The 15,999-nt window shown below is 68.6% G+C and carries 15 protein-coding genes; 8 read left to right on the top strand and 7 right to left on the bottom strand.

The features are described 5' to 3' along the window. Window positions 1-341, top strand: a 341-nt coding sequence (locus F3087_RS20845) for an MMPL family transporter (RefSeq protein ID WP_150403663.1), incomplete at its 5' end; no start/stop codon positions are given. Between the two features lie 44 nt (window positions 342-385). Further along, on the top strand, window positions 386-1,162 hold the full coding sequence (locus F3087_RS20840; RefSeq protein WP_191094076.1) for an SDR family oxidoreductase: 777 nt from the start codon (window positions 386-388) through the stop codon (window positions 1,160-1,162). Between the two features lie 43 nt (window positions 1,163-1,205). On the opposite strand, the gene nucS is transcribed toward F3087_RS20840, so the two are convergent. Both nucS and F3087_RS20830 read right to left on the bottom strand, forming a co-directional pair. After that, window positions 1,206-1,892 (bottom strand): endonuclease NucS, encoded by a 687-nt coding sequence (nucS, locus tag F3087_RS20835; protein ID WP_150403661.1) that lies wholly within the window; start codon window positions 1,890-1,892, stop codon window positions 1,206-1,208. A 37-nt stretch (window positions 1,893-1,929) separates the two neighbouring features. Continuing rightward, window positions 1,930-2,646, bottom strand: a complete 717-nt coding sequence (locus tag F3087_RS20830) for a rhomboid-like protein (protein ID WP_150403660.1) — start codon at window positions 2,644-2,646, stop codon at window positions 1,930-1,932. Between the two features lie 259 nt (window positions 2,647-2,905). Between F3087_RS20830 and F3087_RS20825 the strand changes: the two genes are divergently transcribed. Next, on the top strand, window positions 2,906-3,214 hold the full coding sequence (locus tag F3087_RS20825) for an ATP/GTP-binding protein (protein WP_150403659.1): 309 nt from the start codon (window positions 2,906-2,908) through the stop codon (window positions 3,212-3,214). Window positions 3,215-3,482: 268 nt separating this feature from the next. Here the strand turns inward: F3087_RS20825 and F3087_RS20820 are convergent, their stop codons facing one another. Both F3087_RS20820 and mce read right to left on the bottom strand, forming a co-directional pair. Then, window positions 3,483-4,481, bottom strand: coding sequence for a coiled-coil domain-containing protein (locus F3087_RS20820; protein ID WP_150403658.1), 999 nt, complete (start codon window positions 4,479-4,481; stop codon window positions 3,483-3,485). Between the two features lie 86 nt (window positions 4,482-4,567). Next, entirely contained in the window at window positions 4,568-5,029 is a 462-nt protein-coding gene (mce, locus tag F3087_RS20815) for a methylmalonyl-CoA epimerase (RefSeq protein ID WP_150403704.1), read from the bottom strand. Between the two features lie 106 nt (window positions 5,030-5,135). On the opposite strand from mce, the gene F3087_RS20810 reads away from it, so the two are divergent. From F3087_RS20810 to F3087_RS20800, 3 genes are all read left to right on the top strand, one after another. Continuing rightward, on the top strand, window positions 5,136-6,314 hold the full coding sequence (locus F3087_RS20810; protein WP_150403657.1) for an acetyl-CoA C-acetyltransferase: 1,179 nt from the start codon (window positions 5,136-5,138) through the stop codon (window positions 6,312-6,314). A gap of 162 nt (window positions 6,315-6,476) precedes the next feature. Continuing rightward, on the top strand, window positions 6,477-6,854 hold the full coding sequence (locus tag F3087_RS20805; protein ID WP_150403656.1) for a DUF3817 domain-containing protein: 378 nt from the start codon (window positions 6,477-6,479) through the stop codon (window positions 6,852-6,854). A gap of 61 nt (window positions 6,855-6,915) precedes the next feature. Continuing rightward, window positions 6,916-7,767, top strand: a complete 852-nt coding sequence (locus tag F3087_RS20800) for a tetratricopeptide repeat protein (protein WP_150403655.1) — start codon at window positions 6,916-6,918, stop codon at window positions 7,765-7,767. A gap of 20 nt (window positions 7,768-7,787) precedes the next feature. On the opposite strand, the gene glgB is transcribed toward F3087_RS20800, so the two are convergent. Genes glgB through F3087_RS20785 form a run of 3 tightly spaced genes read right to left on the bottom strand, consistent with a single transcriptional unit; the run spans window position 7,788 to window position 12,638 of the window. Then, window positions 7,788-9,926 (bottom strand): 1,4-alpha-glucan branching protein GlgB, encoded by a 2,139-nt coding sequence (glgB, locus tag F3087_RS20795; protein WP_150403703.1) that lies wholly within the window; start codon window positions 9,924-9,926, stop codon window positions 7,788-7,790. A 14-nt stretch (window positions 9,927-9,940) separates the two neighbouring features. Continuing rightward, on the bottom strand, window positions 9,941-11,941 hold the full coding sequence (locus tag F3087_RS20790; protein WP_150403654.1) for an alpha-1,4-glucan--maltose-1-phosphate maltosyltransferase: 2,001 nt from the start codon (window positions 11,939-11,941) through the stop codon (window positions 9,941-9,943). 55 nt (window positions 11,942-11,996) lie between these two features. Next, a complete protein-coding gene (locus tag F3087_RS20785; RefSeq protein ID WP_150403653.1) occupies window positions 11,997-12,638 on the bottom strand; it encodes a LysE family translocator in 642 nt (213 codons plus the stop codon). 93 nt (window positions 12,639-12,731) lie between these two features. Between F3087_RS20785 and F3087_RS20780 the strand changes: the two genes are divergently transcribed. After that, entirely contained in the window at window positions 12,732-13,220 is a 489-nt protein-coding gene (locus tag F3087_RS20780; RefSeq protein ID WP_223885231.1) for a hypothetical protein, read from the top strand. A gap of 189 nt (window positions 13,221-13,409) precedes the next feature. Continuing rightward, window positions 13,410-15,998, top strand: coding sequence for an alpha-glucan family phosphorylase (gene glgP / locus F3087_RS20775; protein ID WP_150403652.1), 2,589 nt, complete (start codon window positions 13,410-13,412; stop codon window positions 15,996-15,998). Window position 15,999 lies beyond the last annotated feature (1 nt).

Genomic DNA, 15,999 nt, shown 5'->3' with positions numbered 1-15,999 from the left:
ATCAGGCCACTGGCGACAACCGTGGCTCGGTCTCGACCGGTCTGCAACGCACGGCCCGGCCGATTTCACTGGCCGCGGCGATTCTCGCGGTTGCCTTCGGCAGTCTGCTGGTTTCCGACATCAGCGGCCTGCGCGTGTTCGGATTCGCCATCGCCATGGCCTTGATCATCGACGCGACCGTGATCCGGCTCGTCCTGGTGCCCGCGTTGATGCAGATCATGGGCCGCTGGAACTGGTGGTTCCCCTCGTTCCCCCGATACCTAGGGAAGGAGCGGAGATGCCGACCACCGGTCGATCGAATATCTGTTGACCGGAGCGACCGGTCGTCGGTGCCGCGCTGACCCTGGAACTGCTGGAAAAGACGGACGCACCGATCCACCTGCTGGTGCGCGACGGCGACTCGGCGGCCGAGCAGCGTTGCCTGTCGGCGCTGCGAGCCGGCGACCTCACCTCGGCGGCGGTCGTCGGCCAACTGCCGGCCCGGGAAATCACCGACGTGTGGCACTGTGCGGCGTCGCTCAGGTTCGAGGACCGCAGCAGGTACCAACTGAGCAAGATCGCCGCGGAACACCTTGTGGCGGAGCGTGACTCGATGTCGACCTGCATTTGGCGCCCGAGTGTCGTTGTCGGGCACAGCCGGACGTTGTCGGCGACCAACTTCACCGGGCGGTACGGACTGGTTCGCGAGTGCATGCGGTTCGAGCGGTGTGCGGAGCGAATCCTCGGTGCGCGATTCCTGCCGAAGCGGGTGGGCGCCTGCGTCGACCCGACCGCGGAGATCAATCTTGTTCCGATCGATCTCGTTGTGCAGCAGGCAGTTTCGCTGTCCCTGCGGCCGGGGTTCGCGGCCGGGATCGTGCATCTGACGAACGGGTCGGCCCCGTCGGTCGGGGATGTCGTGTCGGTTGTGGCGGCCACGGCAGGTGTGCGCGAGCTCGAATTCGTCACCTGCCCGAGTAGCCTCACCGCGATCGAGCGCCGACTCGACCGCACCATGGGGTTTTATCCGGCCCAGGGCGGTGGCACCAAGTCTTTCGCGCAGGATGTCGCCGAACAGTACGGCGCGGCCATCCACTTCCCGATGGACGTGGACTATCTGCGCTCGCTGATCGACTGGTACGTCGACCATGCGGGGCTCGCCGACAAGGCAAGGGCCGCTTGATCGTTCGGGACCGGCCGGCGCCCGTCTCGACGGGCGCCGCCGTTCAGAACAACCGGAACTCGGTGCTCTCCGTACCCCGCAGGGCGTCGTAATCGAGGACGAGGCAGCGGATTCCGCGGTCTTCGGCGAGGGTGCGGGCCTGCGGCTTGATCTGCTGGGCGGCGAAGACGCCGGCCACCGGGGCGAGCAGGGGGTCGCGGTTGAGGAGTTCGAGGTAGCGGGTGAGTTGTTCGACGCCGTCGATCTCGCCGCGGCGTTTGATCTCGACCGCGACGGTGCCGCCGTCGGCGTCGCGGCAGAGCAGGTCTACCGGGCCGATGGCGGTCATGTATTCGCGGCGGATGAGGGTGTAGCCGGGGCCGAGGTTGGTCACGTGCTCGGCGAGCAGGACCTGAAGGTGGGCTTCCACACCGTCTTTCACCAGGCCGGGGTCGACGCCCAGTTCGTGCGAGGAGTCGTGCTCGATGTCCTCGATGGTGATGCGGAGTTCCTCGCCGGCCTTGTTGGTGACCACCCAGAGCGCCTTCGCGCCATCGGGGATGTCGGCGGCGCCGCGCTCCTCCAGCCAGCACGGCGGGCTCATCCAGTTCAGCGGCTTGTACGAGCCGCCGTCGGAGTGCACGAGGACGGAGCCGTCCGCTTTCACCAAGAGCAAGCGGCGGGCCATCGCGAGATGGGCGGTGAGTCGCCCCACGTAGTCGACCTGACAGCGAGCAATCACTAGGCGCACCCCAGCACTGTAGGTGACCGGGTGCGGGAGCTTGTCGTCAGCCCAACAGGATTGCCGCGGCCAGGACCGCGCTGGTGGTGAGCAGGGCCTGCTCGACCCGGGTGAATCGGCGAGTGACCGGCGTCTTGGTCCGGATCATGCCGTAGCCGACGGCCGTGCCGATGCAGAAGGCCAGCAGGTGCCCGACGTTGGTGAAGGTCTGCCCGAGCAGCACGCCGCCGATCGCGGCGGTGAACCACACTGCGGCCCAGGCGATCCGCAGCCGGTTCGGCACGACGAATACCAGGGCGCCGATCAAGGCCATCGAGCCGTAGCTGATGCCGACGTCCTCGCTCCAGCGCACACTCGCGGGCAGCCAGTCGAATTCGACGGCCACCCAGAGCCCGCCGGCCACGAGCAGCGTCGCGCCGATGTGCCCGGCCAGGAAGACGCGCACCATGTGCAGCGCGCCGAAGCGCAGCTCGGCCAGCCCGAGCAGGCAGGCGAGCAGCGGCATGATCAGCCAGGCGGTGCCGACGTCGCCGATGACCAGCGCGCTGGACAGCAGCGTGACCACGCGGCCCTGGAGCAGGTTGTGCAGATTGGTGCTGGCGTGCAGCACCACCTTCGACTGGGCGGAGTCGCTCAGCACGGAGAAGATCGACGTGACGATGACCAGCGCGGTCAGATAGCCGACGGTCGCGGGCACCCGCGGTCGCCACCAGCGAGGACCGACGACCGTTGCCGGGTCGTCCGTGATCGTGGCGACGGCCATGCGTACCTCCGTGTCTGTGCGGTATCTCTCCATGATCGAGTTCTCCGCTGCGCTCGATCAGGGTATTCCCTGTGATTTTGCTGCGAAACTGATCGCGGCGTGCGGCGGAAAAGGTGTTGCGGGCGGTGCCCTACTGTGCCATATCAACCTGAGAACGGCAGGGCGAACCAACCGACCTGCCGATCGCATTCGGCAAACCAGCACGTCGGACGGACCGGCCGGGTAAAGGCGTCGGCGACCGGGGAATAGTCTGGGGAGCATGCCTCGTCGTAAACCGCGCGCAGACGGTCACACGGGCCGCTCGCGCACGGGCGGCGCGCCGCTCGGTGATGTCTTCGGCCGGACCGAGGCCGGGCCCGACGGCGACGAGACGTACGTCGTCCGCACCATCCCAGGGTCCCGTGCGGTGAAGACCTACCGCTGCCCGGGGTGTGACCACGAAATCGCCCTCGGCGTGGCGCACATCGTCGCCTGGGCCGCGGACGGCGGCGAGGACGACCGCAGGCACTGGCACAGTGGTTGCTGGAACGGGCGGCAGACGCGGGGTATCACCCGACGCTGGTCGTAGGCCAGATCGCCGGCTCGGCGTCGACGGAGCCCTTCATCCTGAATGTCCGTGTCGCGCCGGGTCATTCCGCAGTTCGCCCGAATATCGTTGCCAGCGAGGCGATTCGCCCGATACGTGATGTTCATGCCCAAAGTCCGGTTGGTGCAGGCGATTCCGGGTAAGCAACGCCCGAAGGCTCCGGGAATTAGTAAGGCCGCCCCGGTGTCGGGGCGGCCTTGGGTTGAATTCGGTTGGGGTACTGCGCTAGTCGCCGCGTGGCCCGCCGAGATTAGTTGCTGATGTCGGCGTTCTCGCGCTCCTCGTCGACGATGTCGTCTTCCTCGGAGGCAGCCTCGGAGATGGCCTTGCGGCTGGAACCGGAGACCTGCTTGGTGTTGTTGCCGATCTTGCGCTGATCCGGAACACCGTCCAGCAGTTCGCTTTCCCGGTTGACCGCGGCGAGCATCGCGGGGACCGAGTCGAGCTGGCCGCGGATGCCGAGCAGCTGGGCGAGCACGCGTCCACGCAGCACGCGCATTTCCTCGGCCAGTTCCTTCGCGTGCGCGATCTTGCGCTCGGAGGTCTGGGTCGCGGAGGTGATGAGGCGGTTGGCCTCGTCGGTCGCGTCCTTGATCCGCTGTGCGGCCTCGGCGCGGCTGGTGGCCTCCAGCTCCTCCATGGCGCGGGTGAGCTTGGTGCGCCGCTCGGCCATGGTGACCTCGAAGTCCTGCTGGGTCGCCTTGCGCTTGGCATCGGCTTCCTTGCCCAGGCGGTCGGCCTCGGCCTGCGCGGCTTCGATGATCTTGGCGGACTCGGTGCGCGCGTTGGCCAGGGTCTGCTCGAACTCGATCTCGAGCGCCTCGCGCTTTTCCTTGGTTTCGGCCAGCAACGACTCGTACTTGCCACGCATCTCGGTGGCTTGCTGCTCCGCGATCGACACCATTTCCGCGGCCTCGGCCTGTGCCAGGGCACGGACCTCGGAGGCCTCGTCGGAGGCCAGCCGCAGCATGCGGGAGATGCGGTCGGACATGCCTTCCGCGGTGGTGGGCGGCACCGAGAGTCGGTCGACCTCCTTGCGGAGCTCGTCGATCTCGTCACGCGCATCCTCGAGCTGGCTCGCGAGGTTACGGGCTTGTGCCGCAGCAGCATCCCGGTCGGTAGCGGTGACCCTTAGTTCGGCGTCGAAGCGGTCGAAGTAGTTGCGTACCTCGTCTTGCGCATAACCCTTGCGCACAACGGTGAAGGGCAGTGCAACGAAGCGATTGCGATCGGACTCAGGTGACGACATGGCACACAAACTACAGCCTACAGAGACCTGATGGTGACTCGACCGCGAATGTGATTCCGAAGAGTTTTTCCCGCCCGATCTTGATACTAGTGCGTAACATTCGCGTTCGGCTCGACCAACTCGATCAGCACACCGCCAGCATCCTTGGGATGGATGAAATTGATGCGAGAATCCGCTGTTCCAGGCCTCGGCGCCTCGTACAGCAAACGCAGACCCCGCGCGCGCAGGTGCGCGGAGACGGCATCGATGTCGGTCACCCGGTAGGCCAGTTGCTGCAGGCCCGCCCCGTTACGGTCGATGAACTTGGCGATGGTCGACTCCTCGTTGAGCGGAGCCAGCAACTGCAGGGCAGTGCCGCGATCGGGGGCGCCGGGCAGCGACAACATCGCCTCGTGCACGCCCTGGGCATCGTTGACCTCGCGATGGGTCTCGATCATGCCGAGATTCTCGGCATACCAGGCAACCGCGACATCCAGGTCGGGCACGGCGACACCGACGTGATCGACGGCGACGACGTAGTCCGCGGGGATGAAATCGGCCGAATCCATAACGTTGCTCACTACTCGAAGGTAGCCGTTACCTGCGTACCGGCAAGTTGGGCACAGCGGTTACCGTGGAGTACGGAATCCTGCGAAACAAGATAGCGAGGCTGCTGTGACCACTTCCGTGATCGTCTCCGGTGCACGTACCCCGGTCGGTCGGCTGCTCGGCGGCCTCAAGGACTTCAGCGGTTCCGATCTCGGCGGCTTCGCCATCAAGGCCGCGCTGGAAAAGGGCGGCGTCGCGCCCGAGCAGGTCGACTACGTCATCATGGGCCAGGTGCTCACCGCGGGCGCGGGCCAGATCCCGGCCCGGCAGGCGGCGGCCGCCGCGGGCATTCCGATGGACGTGCCCGCGCTGACGGTCAACAAGGTGTGTTTGTCCGGAATCAACGCGATCGCGTTGGCGGATCAGCTGATTCGGGCCGGCGAGTACGAGGTCGTGGTGGCCGGCGGCCAGGAGTCGATGAGCCAGGCCCCGCATCTGCTGGAGAAGAGCCGCGAGGGGTTCAAGTACGGCGACGTCACGCTGCGTGACCACATGGCCTACGACGGCCTGCACGACATCTTCACCGATCAGCCGATGGGCGCGCTGACCGAACAGCGCAACGACACCGAGCCGGTCAGCCGCGAGGAGCAGGACGCGTTCGCCGCGGCCTCGCACCAGCGCGCGGCCGCGGCCTGGAAGAACGGCGTGTTCGACGACGAGGTGGTCCCGGTCTCGGTGCCGCAGCGCAAGGGTGACCCGCTGGTGATCGCCGCCGACGAGGGCATCCGCGCGGACACCACCGCGGAGTCGCTGGCCAAGCTGCGTCCGGCGTTCCGCAAGGACGGCACCATCACCGCGGGCACCGCCTCGCAGATCTCCGACGGCGCGGCCGCGGTCGTGGTGATGAGCAAGGCCAAGGCCGAGGAGCTGGGCCTGAGCTGGATCGCCGAGATCGGCGCGGCCGGCGTGGTCGCCGGTCCGGACTCGACGCTGCAGGATCAGCCGGCCAACGCCATCGCGAAGGCGTGTGCGCGCGAAGGCATTTCGCCGGCCGACCTGGATCTGGTGGAGATCAACGAGGCGTTCGCCGCGGTCGGCGTCGCCTCGACCCGCAAGCTGGGCATCGACCCGGCGAAGGTCAACGTCAACGGCGGCGCGATCGCCATCGGGCACCCGCTGGGCATGTCCGGCGCGCGCATCCTGCTGCACCTGGTGCTGGAGCTGAAGCGGCGCGGTGGCGGCGTCGGCGCGGCCGGGCTGTGCGGCGGCGGTGGTCAGGGCGACGCGCTGATCGTGCGCGTGTAACCGAGTTTCTCGCCACAGCCCCTGCGAACGCGTTTCGCGGGGGCTGTGCCGTATTCGGACGAAAGCCGCACTCCGGTCCCGGCTTTCGCGGTGTCGACGCTCGAGTCGAGCCCGCACGATGTGACTCGCCCCACTACGACACGTCGTAGTGCATCCGGCACAATGGTGCGCATGGGCAATGTCTTCGACCTGAGCAGCGTCGCGAAGCGGTTTCGTTTCATCGCGGTGCTCGAGGCGATCTCCTGGGTTTTCCTGATCGTCGGCATGGTGTTCAAGCGCCTCCCCGAGCCGGTGCTGTGGCCGGTCAAGGTGTTCGGCATGACGCACGGCATCATCTTCGTGCTGTTCGTGATCGCCGCCATCATGGCCGCGCGTGAGCTGGGCTGGAACGCGCTGACCACGGTGCTCGCGCTGCTGTCCAGCATCCCGCCGTTCTTCACCGTGGTGTTCGAGATCTGGGCCGTCCGTTCGGGCAAGCTCGGCGAGCTGAGCAACGCGGTTTCTGCCGACTCCGGAGCCCCGGCCGCCGCCACGTCGTGACAAACTGGAAACCGTGACTCGACCTGCCGCACGCCGCCCTTCGCCAGCCGCTGTCGCCGCCATGTCCGGGGCAGTTGATCTCTCCGGTCTGAAGCAACCGCCCGCCGGCGCACCCAGTGCGGCCGGGGGCGGCGACTACGCGGTGAACGAGGCGAACTTCGAGACCAAGGTGCTACGCCGCTCGGTGCAGGTGCCGGTGGTCGTCGCGCTGTATTCGCAGCGTAGCCCGGGCAGCGTCGAGCTGGTCCGGACGCTGGAGCGCCTGGTCGGCGAGAGCGGCGGCGCCTGGGATCTGGCCACCGTCGAGGCCGAGGCGAACATGCGGATCGCGCAGGCGTTCGGCGTGCAGGGCATTCCGACCGTGATCGCGGTCGCCGGCGGGCAGCCGCTCGCCGACTTCCAGGGCGCGCAGCCCGAGGCGCAGGTCCGGCAGTGGCTGAGCGCGGTCATCGACGCGGTGGCCGGCAAGCTGCCCGGCGGCGAAGAGCCCGAGGAAGCGCCGGAGGATCCGCGGTTCGTCGCCGCGGAGACCGCGCTCGAACAGGGCGACATGGCCGGCGCCGAGGCCGCCTACGAGGCGATCATCGCCGCGGAGCCGGGCAACGAAGAGGCCAAGGGCGCACTGCGTCAGCTGCGGTTCCTGACTCGCGCGCAGGTGCTTCCGGAGTCCGCGATCGCGACCGCCGACGCCGACCCCGCCGATGTGGACGCCGCGCTGGACGCCGCCGACGTGGAGATGCTCAACCAGCAGCCGGACGCCGCGTTCGATCGGCTCATCGGCGTGGTCAAGCGCTCGGCGGGCGACGACCGGACCAAGGCCCGCACCCGGCTGCTCGAACTCTTCGAATTGTTCGACCAGGCCGAGCCGTTCGTGGTCGCCGCGCGCCGCAAGCTCGCCGCCGCGCTGTACTGACTCGGCGGTCCGGGACCGGCTCAGCTGTTCGGAGCCAGCCAGACGGCGCTGTTCGGGGCCAACGCGATGGTGGCTGACGCGGGACGACCGTGCCAGCCCTCGTCGGTGGCCTTGACCGCACCCAGATTGCCGATGCCGGAGCCGCCGTATTCGGCGGCATCGGTGTTCAGGATCTCCGTCCACGTTCCGGCGAAGGGCAGGCCGACCCGGTACTCGCCGTGCACCGCGCCGGAGAAGTTGTAGACGCACGCGACCACGGATCCGTCCGCGCCGTAGCGCAGGAACGCCAGCACGTTGTTCGCCTGGTCGTTCGCCTCGATCCAGGAGTAGCCGCCGGGGGTGGTGTCCTGGCTCCACAGCGCGGGATGGGCGCGATAGACGGCGTTGAGGTCGCGCACCGCGGTCGTGATCCCTTGGTGCAGTGGGTTGTCCAGCTCCGCCCAGTCCAGTCCGCGATCGTGGGACCACTCGCGGAACTGGCCGAAGTCCTGGCCCATGAACAGCAGCTGCTTGCCCGGATGACCCCACATGTAGGCCAGAAGTGCGCGCACCCCGCCGGCTTTGGCGAAGTCGTCGCCGGGCATCCGGGTCCACAGCGTGCCCTTGCCGTGCACCACCTCGTCGTGACTGATCGGCAGCACGAAGTTCTCGCTCCACGCGTACATGGCCGAGAACGTGATCTCGTTGTGGTGCCAGGAGCGGTGGATCGGGTCGCGCTGCAGGAAGCCGAGGGTGTCGTGCATCCAGCCCATGTTCCATTTCATGGTGAAGCCGAGGCCGCCGACGTCGGTGCCGCGGGTGACGCCGGGCCAGCTGGTGGACTCCTCGGCGATGGTGACCACGCCGGGATGGTGGCGGTGCACGGTGTTGTTCAGGTCCTGGAGGAAGTCGACGGCCTCCAGGTTTTCCCGGCCGCCGTACACGTTCGGCTCCCAACCCCCTTCGGGGCGTGAGTAATCCAGGTACAGCATGGAGGCGACGGCGTCGACGCGCAGGCCGTCGATGTGGAATTCCTCGATCCAGTAGCGCGCGTTGGCCACCAGGAAGTTGCGCACCTCGGGCCGGCCGAAGTCGAAAACGTAGGTGCCCCAGTCGAGTTGCTCGCCGCGGCGCGGGTCGGCGTGCTCGTAGAGCGGGGTGCCGTCGAAGCGGGCCAGCGCCCATTCGTCGCGCGGGAAGTGCGCGGGGACCCAGTCGAGCAGCACGCCGATGCCCGCTTTGTGCAGTCGATCGACGAAGGCGCGGAAGTCGTCCGGGGTGCCGAAGCGCGCGGTGGGGGCGTAGTACGAGGTGACCTGATAGCCCCAGGAACCACCGAATGGGTGCTCGGCGATGGGCAGCAGTTCGATGTGCGTGTAGCCGGTGGCCTGCACGTAATCGACCAGCTGGTCGGCCAATTCGCGATAGCCGAGGCCGGGGCGCCAGGAACCGAGGTGTACCTCGTAGACGCTCATCGGCGCCTGGGTCGGGTCGGTGCTCGCGCGGGTGTCGAGCCAGGCCTGGTCGTCCCAGGTGTGCTGGCTCTCGGTCACCACCGAGGCGGTGGCGGGCGGCAGTTCGGTCGCGAAGGCCATCGGGTCGGCGTGGTCGATGGTGCGGCCGTCCGCGCCGTGCACGCGGAACTTGTACAGGGCGCCGGGCCCGACGCCGGGAACGAAGACCTCCCAGACGCCGGAGGTGCCGAGCGCGCGCATCGGTGCGGTGTTGCCGCTCCATCCGTCGAAGTCGCCGATCACGGTGACGCCGCGCGCATTCGGCGCCCACACGGCGAACGAGGTGCCGTCCACGTCGCCGTCGAGGGTGGTGTAGTGCCGCGGGTGCGCGCCGAGCACGTCCCAGAGTCGTTCGTGGCGGCCCTCGCCGATCAGGTGCAGGTCCAGTTCGCCGACCGTCGGCAGGAAGCGGTAGCCGTCGGCGGAGAGAATGGTCTGGCCTCCCTGATAGGTGGTGACGATGCGGTAGTCCATGAGGTCGGGGTAGGGGACAACGCCGGCAAAAATGCCGTGCCCCAACGACTTCAGCGGATGGTCGGCGCCGCCGACGCGCGCGGCGACCGACTCCGCGTGCGGGCGCAGCACACTGATCTGCGTGCCGTCCGGATGCGGGTGCGCGCCGAGCACGGTGTGCGGGTCGCCGTGGGTGCCTGCGGCCAGCAGCATCAGATCGCGGCGTTTCACAGTGTGCTCCGATAGGCGAGTTCGGTGCGGGCCTGCTGCGCGACCGGGGGCAGGGTGAGGATGTGCGCGACCGCGACGGACGGGTCCAGGCGCACGTAATTCGTTTGGGCCCAGTGGTATTCCTCGCCGCTGACCTCGTCCAGCACCACTGGGTGGTCGTGCCATTCGCGGCCGATGGCGGGCAGGTCGAGCGAGACCATGCCCCATTCGGGGGCGAACGGGTTCAGGTTCACCACCACCAGCACCGCGTCGCCGCTGCTCGGATCGACCTTCGAGTAGGCGATCAGCGAGTCGTTGTCGACGTGGTGGAAGTGGATGCAGCGCAACTGCTGCAGGGCCGGGTGCGCGCGGCGGATCTCGTTGAGCCGAGTGATCCACGGCTCCAGCGATTCGCCGCGGGCCAGCGCCTCGGCGAACGGGCGCGGGCGCAGCTCGTACTTCTCCGAGTCCAGGTATTCCTCGCTGCCGGGACGGACCGCCTGATGCTCGAACAGCTCGAAGCCGGAGTACACGCCCCAGGTCGGTGCGAGGGTGGCGGCGAGCACCGCGCGGATGGCGAACATGCCCGGGCCGCCGTGTTGCAGGCTCTCGTGCAGGATGTCGGGGGTGTTGACGAACAGGTTGGGCCTGGCCTCGTCCGCCTTGGCCGCCAGTTCCTCGCCGAACTGGGTCAGCTCCCACTTCGCCACGCGCCAGGTGAAATACGTGTAGGACTGGCTGAAACCGCGGCGCGCGAGCCCGTACAGCCGGGCCGGGCGGGTGAACGCCTCGGACAGGAACAGCACGTCCGGGTCGGTGCGCCGGACCGTGGCGATCAGCCACTCCCAGAAGTCGGCGGGCTTGGTGTGCGGGTTGTCGACGCGGAAGATCTTGACGCCCAACTCGATCCAGTGCCGGACCACGCGCAGCACCTCGGCGTACAGGCCGTCCGGGTCGTTGTCGAAGTTGACCGGGTAGATGTCCTGGTACTTCTTCGGCGGGTTCTCGGCGAAGGCGATGGTGCCGTCGGGCAGCGTGGTGAACCACTCCGGATGGGTGGCCACCCACGGATGATCGGGCGCGCACTGCAAGGCCAGGTCGAGGGCCACCTCGAGACCGAGTTGGGCTGCGGTGTCGACGAATTCGGCGAAGTCGGCGGCGGTGCCGAGCAGCGGGTGCACGGCGTCGTGCCCGCCGTCCTCGGATCCGATCGCCCACGGCGACCCGACATCACCGGGCTCGGCGACCAGGGTGTTGTTGCGGCCCTTGCGATTCACCTCGCCGACCGGATGGATCGGCGGCAGGTACACCACGTCGAAACCCATCCCGGCGATGCGCGGCAACTCCTTTGCCGCGGTGGCGAACGTGCCGTGGATCGGCTTGCCGGTCTTGTCCCGGCCGCCGGTGGAGCGCGGGAAGAATTCGTACCAGGAGCCGAACAGCGCGCGCTGCCGTTCCACCTGCACGGTGTGCTGCGGGCCGCGAGTGACCATGTCGCGCAACGGGGTCGCGCGCAGGATCTCGGCGATCTCCTCGGCGAAGGCCGGCGCCACCCGCGCGGGCAGCTGCTCGTCGCTGCGCAAGGCGGCGGCCGCCGCGCGCAATCGCTCGAACTGCTTCTTCGGCACCGCCTGCGCGGCCCGGTCGAGCAGGCGGGCGCCGAGCTCGAGGTCGTTGTCCAGGTCCGCGGCGTTCTGGCCGACCGCGAGCTTCGCCTCGACCGCTGAGCGCCAGGTCGCGATCGGATCGCTCCAGCCCTCGATGCGGTAGGTCCACGCGCCGGGCAGGTTCGGGGTGAAGGTGGCGTTGAACACGTCCGGCTCGAGATCGGGCGTCATCCGGATCCGGATCGGGCGCGACGAATTCGGCCCGCGCACGGTCAGCGTCGCCGCCACCGCGTCGTGGCCCTCCCGCCACACCACGGTGCGCACCGGGAAAACCTCCCCGACGACGGCCTTGGCAGGCCGACCGCCTGCGATGGACGGGGCAGTGTCATCGATTGCGATGCGGCCGGTCACGGAACCAACCTACCGGCAGCGGGGCCGATGCACGGGATCAGCGCGGGAACGACGGTCAGCGGGCGTCCACCGCGAGACCGAGGCCGAGCGCGACCAGGATCGCGCCGAGCACACGTTCGATCCGCTGCCTGATGCCGGTTCGGCGCAGCCAGCCGCCCGCGCGGTCGGCGGCCAGCACGATGCCCACGCACCACGCCGTGTCGACCACCAACTGGATCAACACGAGTGCCATGACGGTCGGCAGCACCGGTCCGGTGGACGGCAGGAACTGCGGCAGGATGGTCAACCCGAACACCGCCGCCTTCGGATTCGCCGCGATCGACACCAGCGAGGCGCGAAACGCCGCGCCGGGCGTCCGGCCCGACGGCAGCAGCTTCGTCATGGTGCTGCCGAACTCGTCGTCGTTGCGCGCACCACGCCACGCCTGCACGCCGAGCCAGATCAGCACCACCGCGCCGACCACATGCATCGCGGTGTTCAGGTACCGGTTGGCGACCAGCAGCACCGACAACCCCGCGCCACCGGCGATATTCCAGCCGAGTACGCCGATCTCGTTTCCGGCGACCGCTGCCAGCCCCGCCGCGCGGCCGTCCCGCACCGAGCGCTGGAGGAACAGGGCGGTCGCAGGTCCCGGCAGCGCGGCGAGAATCAGCGAGGCCAGCAGGAATTGCGGAAGAACAGCGACCCAATGCGGCATCCGCCGATGCTGACGTCGAATAGTTTCGCTGTCAATGTATTTGGGGGCACGGGCGCGGATAACGGGCCACGGCGGCGGCGCGAAAAGTTGGACATGAAGCTGAAAAGCAAGCAGGTTCAACGGTTCTCGGGTCGTTCCGTTGTCATCGCCGCTGTGACCGGTGCTGCGTTGGTCGGGCTCGCTGCCCCGTCCGTCGCCTCACCTACCGACCCGGTCGTCCATTTCAGCCCGACTCTCACCCGCGCTATGCCGGGTGGCGGCGACTGCGCCGCGATCATCAACGCCGAAACCGTGCCGCAGCCGCAGGCCGGAACGTTCGGTGTCCGGCTGAAGATCACTCAGACCGGTGAGCGCTGCGGCGCCTACCGCGTCGCCGTGCGCTGGCGGAACCTCGATACCGGAATCGAGAACGGCCAATCACACCGGGTCACCGGAACGGTCATCGACGCCAAGGACAACATCATCACCGGCTTCGGCACGGCGCCGGGTGTCGGGCGAGTAGAAGCCCACATCGTCACCACCACCGAGGATCACCGGGATATGGAACACCTGTCGGGAGACGCGACCTTCACCCTCCGCTGAGGGGTGGCGTCGAGGGGGAGCGGTTGATAGCGGGCGGGCACGTGTCCGCCCGCTACCACCGTCAACGCAAAGGGCACGCGGCGTGAACGACGGCGCAGTGCCAGGCATCCTTCTGGATGGAAATTGCGCGTGCTGTGCGCCACACCGCCGGGGCGGCCGGAACCTGCGACGTTCGGTAGGGTTCGGCGGGTGAAGGCACTTCGTCGATTCACCGTCCGTGCCCATTTGCCCGAGCGGTTGGCCGCGCTCGGCGAGCTTGCTACGAACCTGCGCTGGTCGTGGCATCCGCCGACGCAGGATCTGTTTGCCGAGCTGGATCCGCAGCGGTGGCTGGAGATGGGGCACGACCCGGTGCGGATGCTGGGGGAGGTGCCGGCCGCGCGGGTCGACGAGCTGGCGGCGGACCCGGAGTATGTGCGCCGGGTGGATGCCGCGGCGGCGGACCTGCGCGACTATCTGGCCGCGCCGAGCTGGTTCGAGCGGCGGGCCGGCGAGGAGGGGGTGCGCGGGATCGCGTACTTCTCCATGGAGTTCGGGGTCACCGAGGTGCTGCCGAACTATTCGGGTGGGCTCGGGATCCTGGCCGGCGACCATCTGAAGGCGGCCTCGGATCTGGGGTTGCCGTTGATCGGTGTCGGATTGCTCTATCGCTCAGGCTATTTCCGGCAGACGCTGTCGGCGGACGGCTGGCAGACCGAGCACTACCCGGACCTGGATCCGCAGGGGCTGCCGTTGCGGCTGCTCACCTCGGACAACGGTGATTCGGACCCGGCGCCGGTGCTGATTCATGTGGCGATGCCGGATCAGCGGGTGCTGCGGGCGCGGGTGTGGATCGCACAGGTCGGCCGGGTGCCGTTGCTGCTGCTGGATTCCGATATCGCGGAGAACGATCCGGAGTTGCGCGCGGTCACCGACCGGCTCTACGGCGGCGATCAGGAGCACCGGATCCGCCAGGAGATCTTGGCCGGCATCGGCGGTGTGCGCGCGGTTCGCGCCTACACCAACGCGACCGGTCTGCCCGACCCCGACGTGTTCCACATGAACGAAGGCCACGCCGGATTCCTCGGTGTCGAGCGCATTCGCGAATTCGTCTCTACCGGACAGGATTTCGACACCGCCCTGGCCGCGGTGCGGGCGGGCACGGTGTTCACCACGCACACCCCCGTCCCCGCGGGCATCGACCGGTTCCCGATGCCGATGGTGCGCCGCTACTTCGGCGGCGCGCACGGCGAATCCGAATCCGCCATGCTCCCAGGACTTTCCGTGGACCGGATCGCGGCTCTGGGCCGCGAGGCGGATCCGTCGGTCTTCAACATGGCGCACATGGGCCTGCGACTTGCCCAGCGCGCCAACGGCGTATCGAAACTGCACGGCGAGGTCAGCCGGGAAATGTTCGCCGCACTGTGGCCGGGCTTCGACGCGGCCGAGGTGCCGATCGGCTCGGTCACCAACGGCGTGCACGCCCCGACCTGGGCGGCGCGCGAGTGGTTCGACAAGGCGCGCAAGCACATCGGCGCCGACCTCGTCGAAGAGGCGCGCGGCTGGGAGCGGCTGCGCGACGTCGACCTCGGCGAGCTGTGGTCGACGCGAAATGAATTGCGCGGCATCCTGGTTGCCGAGGTGCGCCGCCGTGTGCGTGCGTCCTGGCTCGACCGTGGTGCGGCGGAAGCCGAATTGGGCTGGGTGGAAAGCGTTTTCGACCCCGACGTGCTGACCGTCGGCTTCGCCCGCCGCGTCCCCACCTACAAGCGCCTCACCCTGATGCTGCGCGACCCGGAACGCTTGCGCGCCAGGCTGCTCGACCCCTACCGCCCCATGCAGCTGGTGGTCGCGGGCAAGAGTCACCCCGCCGACGACGGCGGCAAGGCGCTCATCCAGCAGGTCGTCCGTTTCGCCGACGACCCGGAAGTGCGCCACCGCATCGTCTTCCTGCCCGACTACGACATGTCGATGGCCCGCTACCTGTACTGGGGCTGCGACGTCTGGCTGAACAACCCGTTGCGCCCGCTCGAGGCGTGCGGCACCTCCGGCATGAAGTCCGCGCTCAACGGCGGCCTGAACCTGTCCATCCGGGACGGCTGGTGGGACGAGATGTTCGACGGCGAGAACGGCTGGGCCATCCCCACGGCCGACGGTGTCCGGGACGAGCACCGGCGCGACGACCTCGAGGCCGGGGCCCTCTACGACCTGTTCGAACGCACCGTCGCGCCCCGCTTCTACGATCGCGACGCCGCCGGCATGCCGGTGCGCTGGGTCGAGATGGTTCGCCACACCCTGCAGACCCTCGGCCCGAAGGTGCTCGCCTCGCGCATGGTCCGCGACTACGCCGTCGAGTACTACGCGCCCGCCGCCAACGCCTACCAGCAGGCGACCGCCGACGAGTTCGCCGCCGCCCGCGCCATCGCCGACTACCGCCGCCGGGTCGAATCGGCGTGGCCGGCGGTGAAGGTGATCCAGGTGGACAGCGCCGGCCTGCCGGACACGCCGATCATCGGCGCCAAGCTGTCGCTGACCGCGCGCATCGACCTCGGCGGCCTGCGGGTTTCCGACGTCGTCGTGCAGGCGGTCCTCGGCCGGGTGTCGCCCGCCGACGACCTGTCCGACGTCACCACCGTGGCCATGACGCACACCGGATCCGATTCCGGCGTAGAGCTTTTCACCGTGGACACGCCGGTCCCGCTGTCCGGGGCCGTCGGCTACACCGTGCGGGTACTGCCGCACAACGAACTGCTCGCGAGCGACGCCGAACTCGGTCTGGTCGCCGCCCCGAGCGCGTGAA

The organism is Nocardia colli, from assembly GCF_008704205.1.
Taxonomy (GTDB): domain Bacteria; phylum Actinomycetota; class Actinomycetes; order Mycobacteriales; family Mycobacteriaceae; genus Nocardia; species Nocardia colli.
This window is presented reverse-complemented; position numbering and strand designations above follow the sequence as displayed.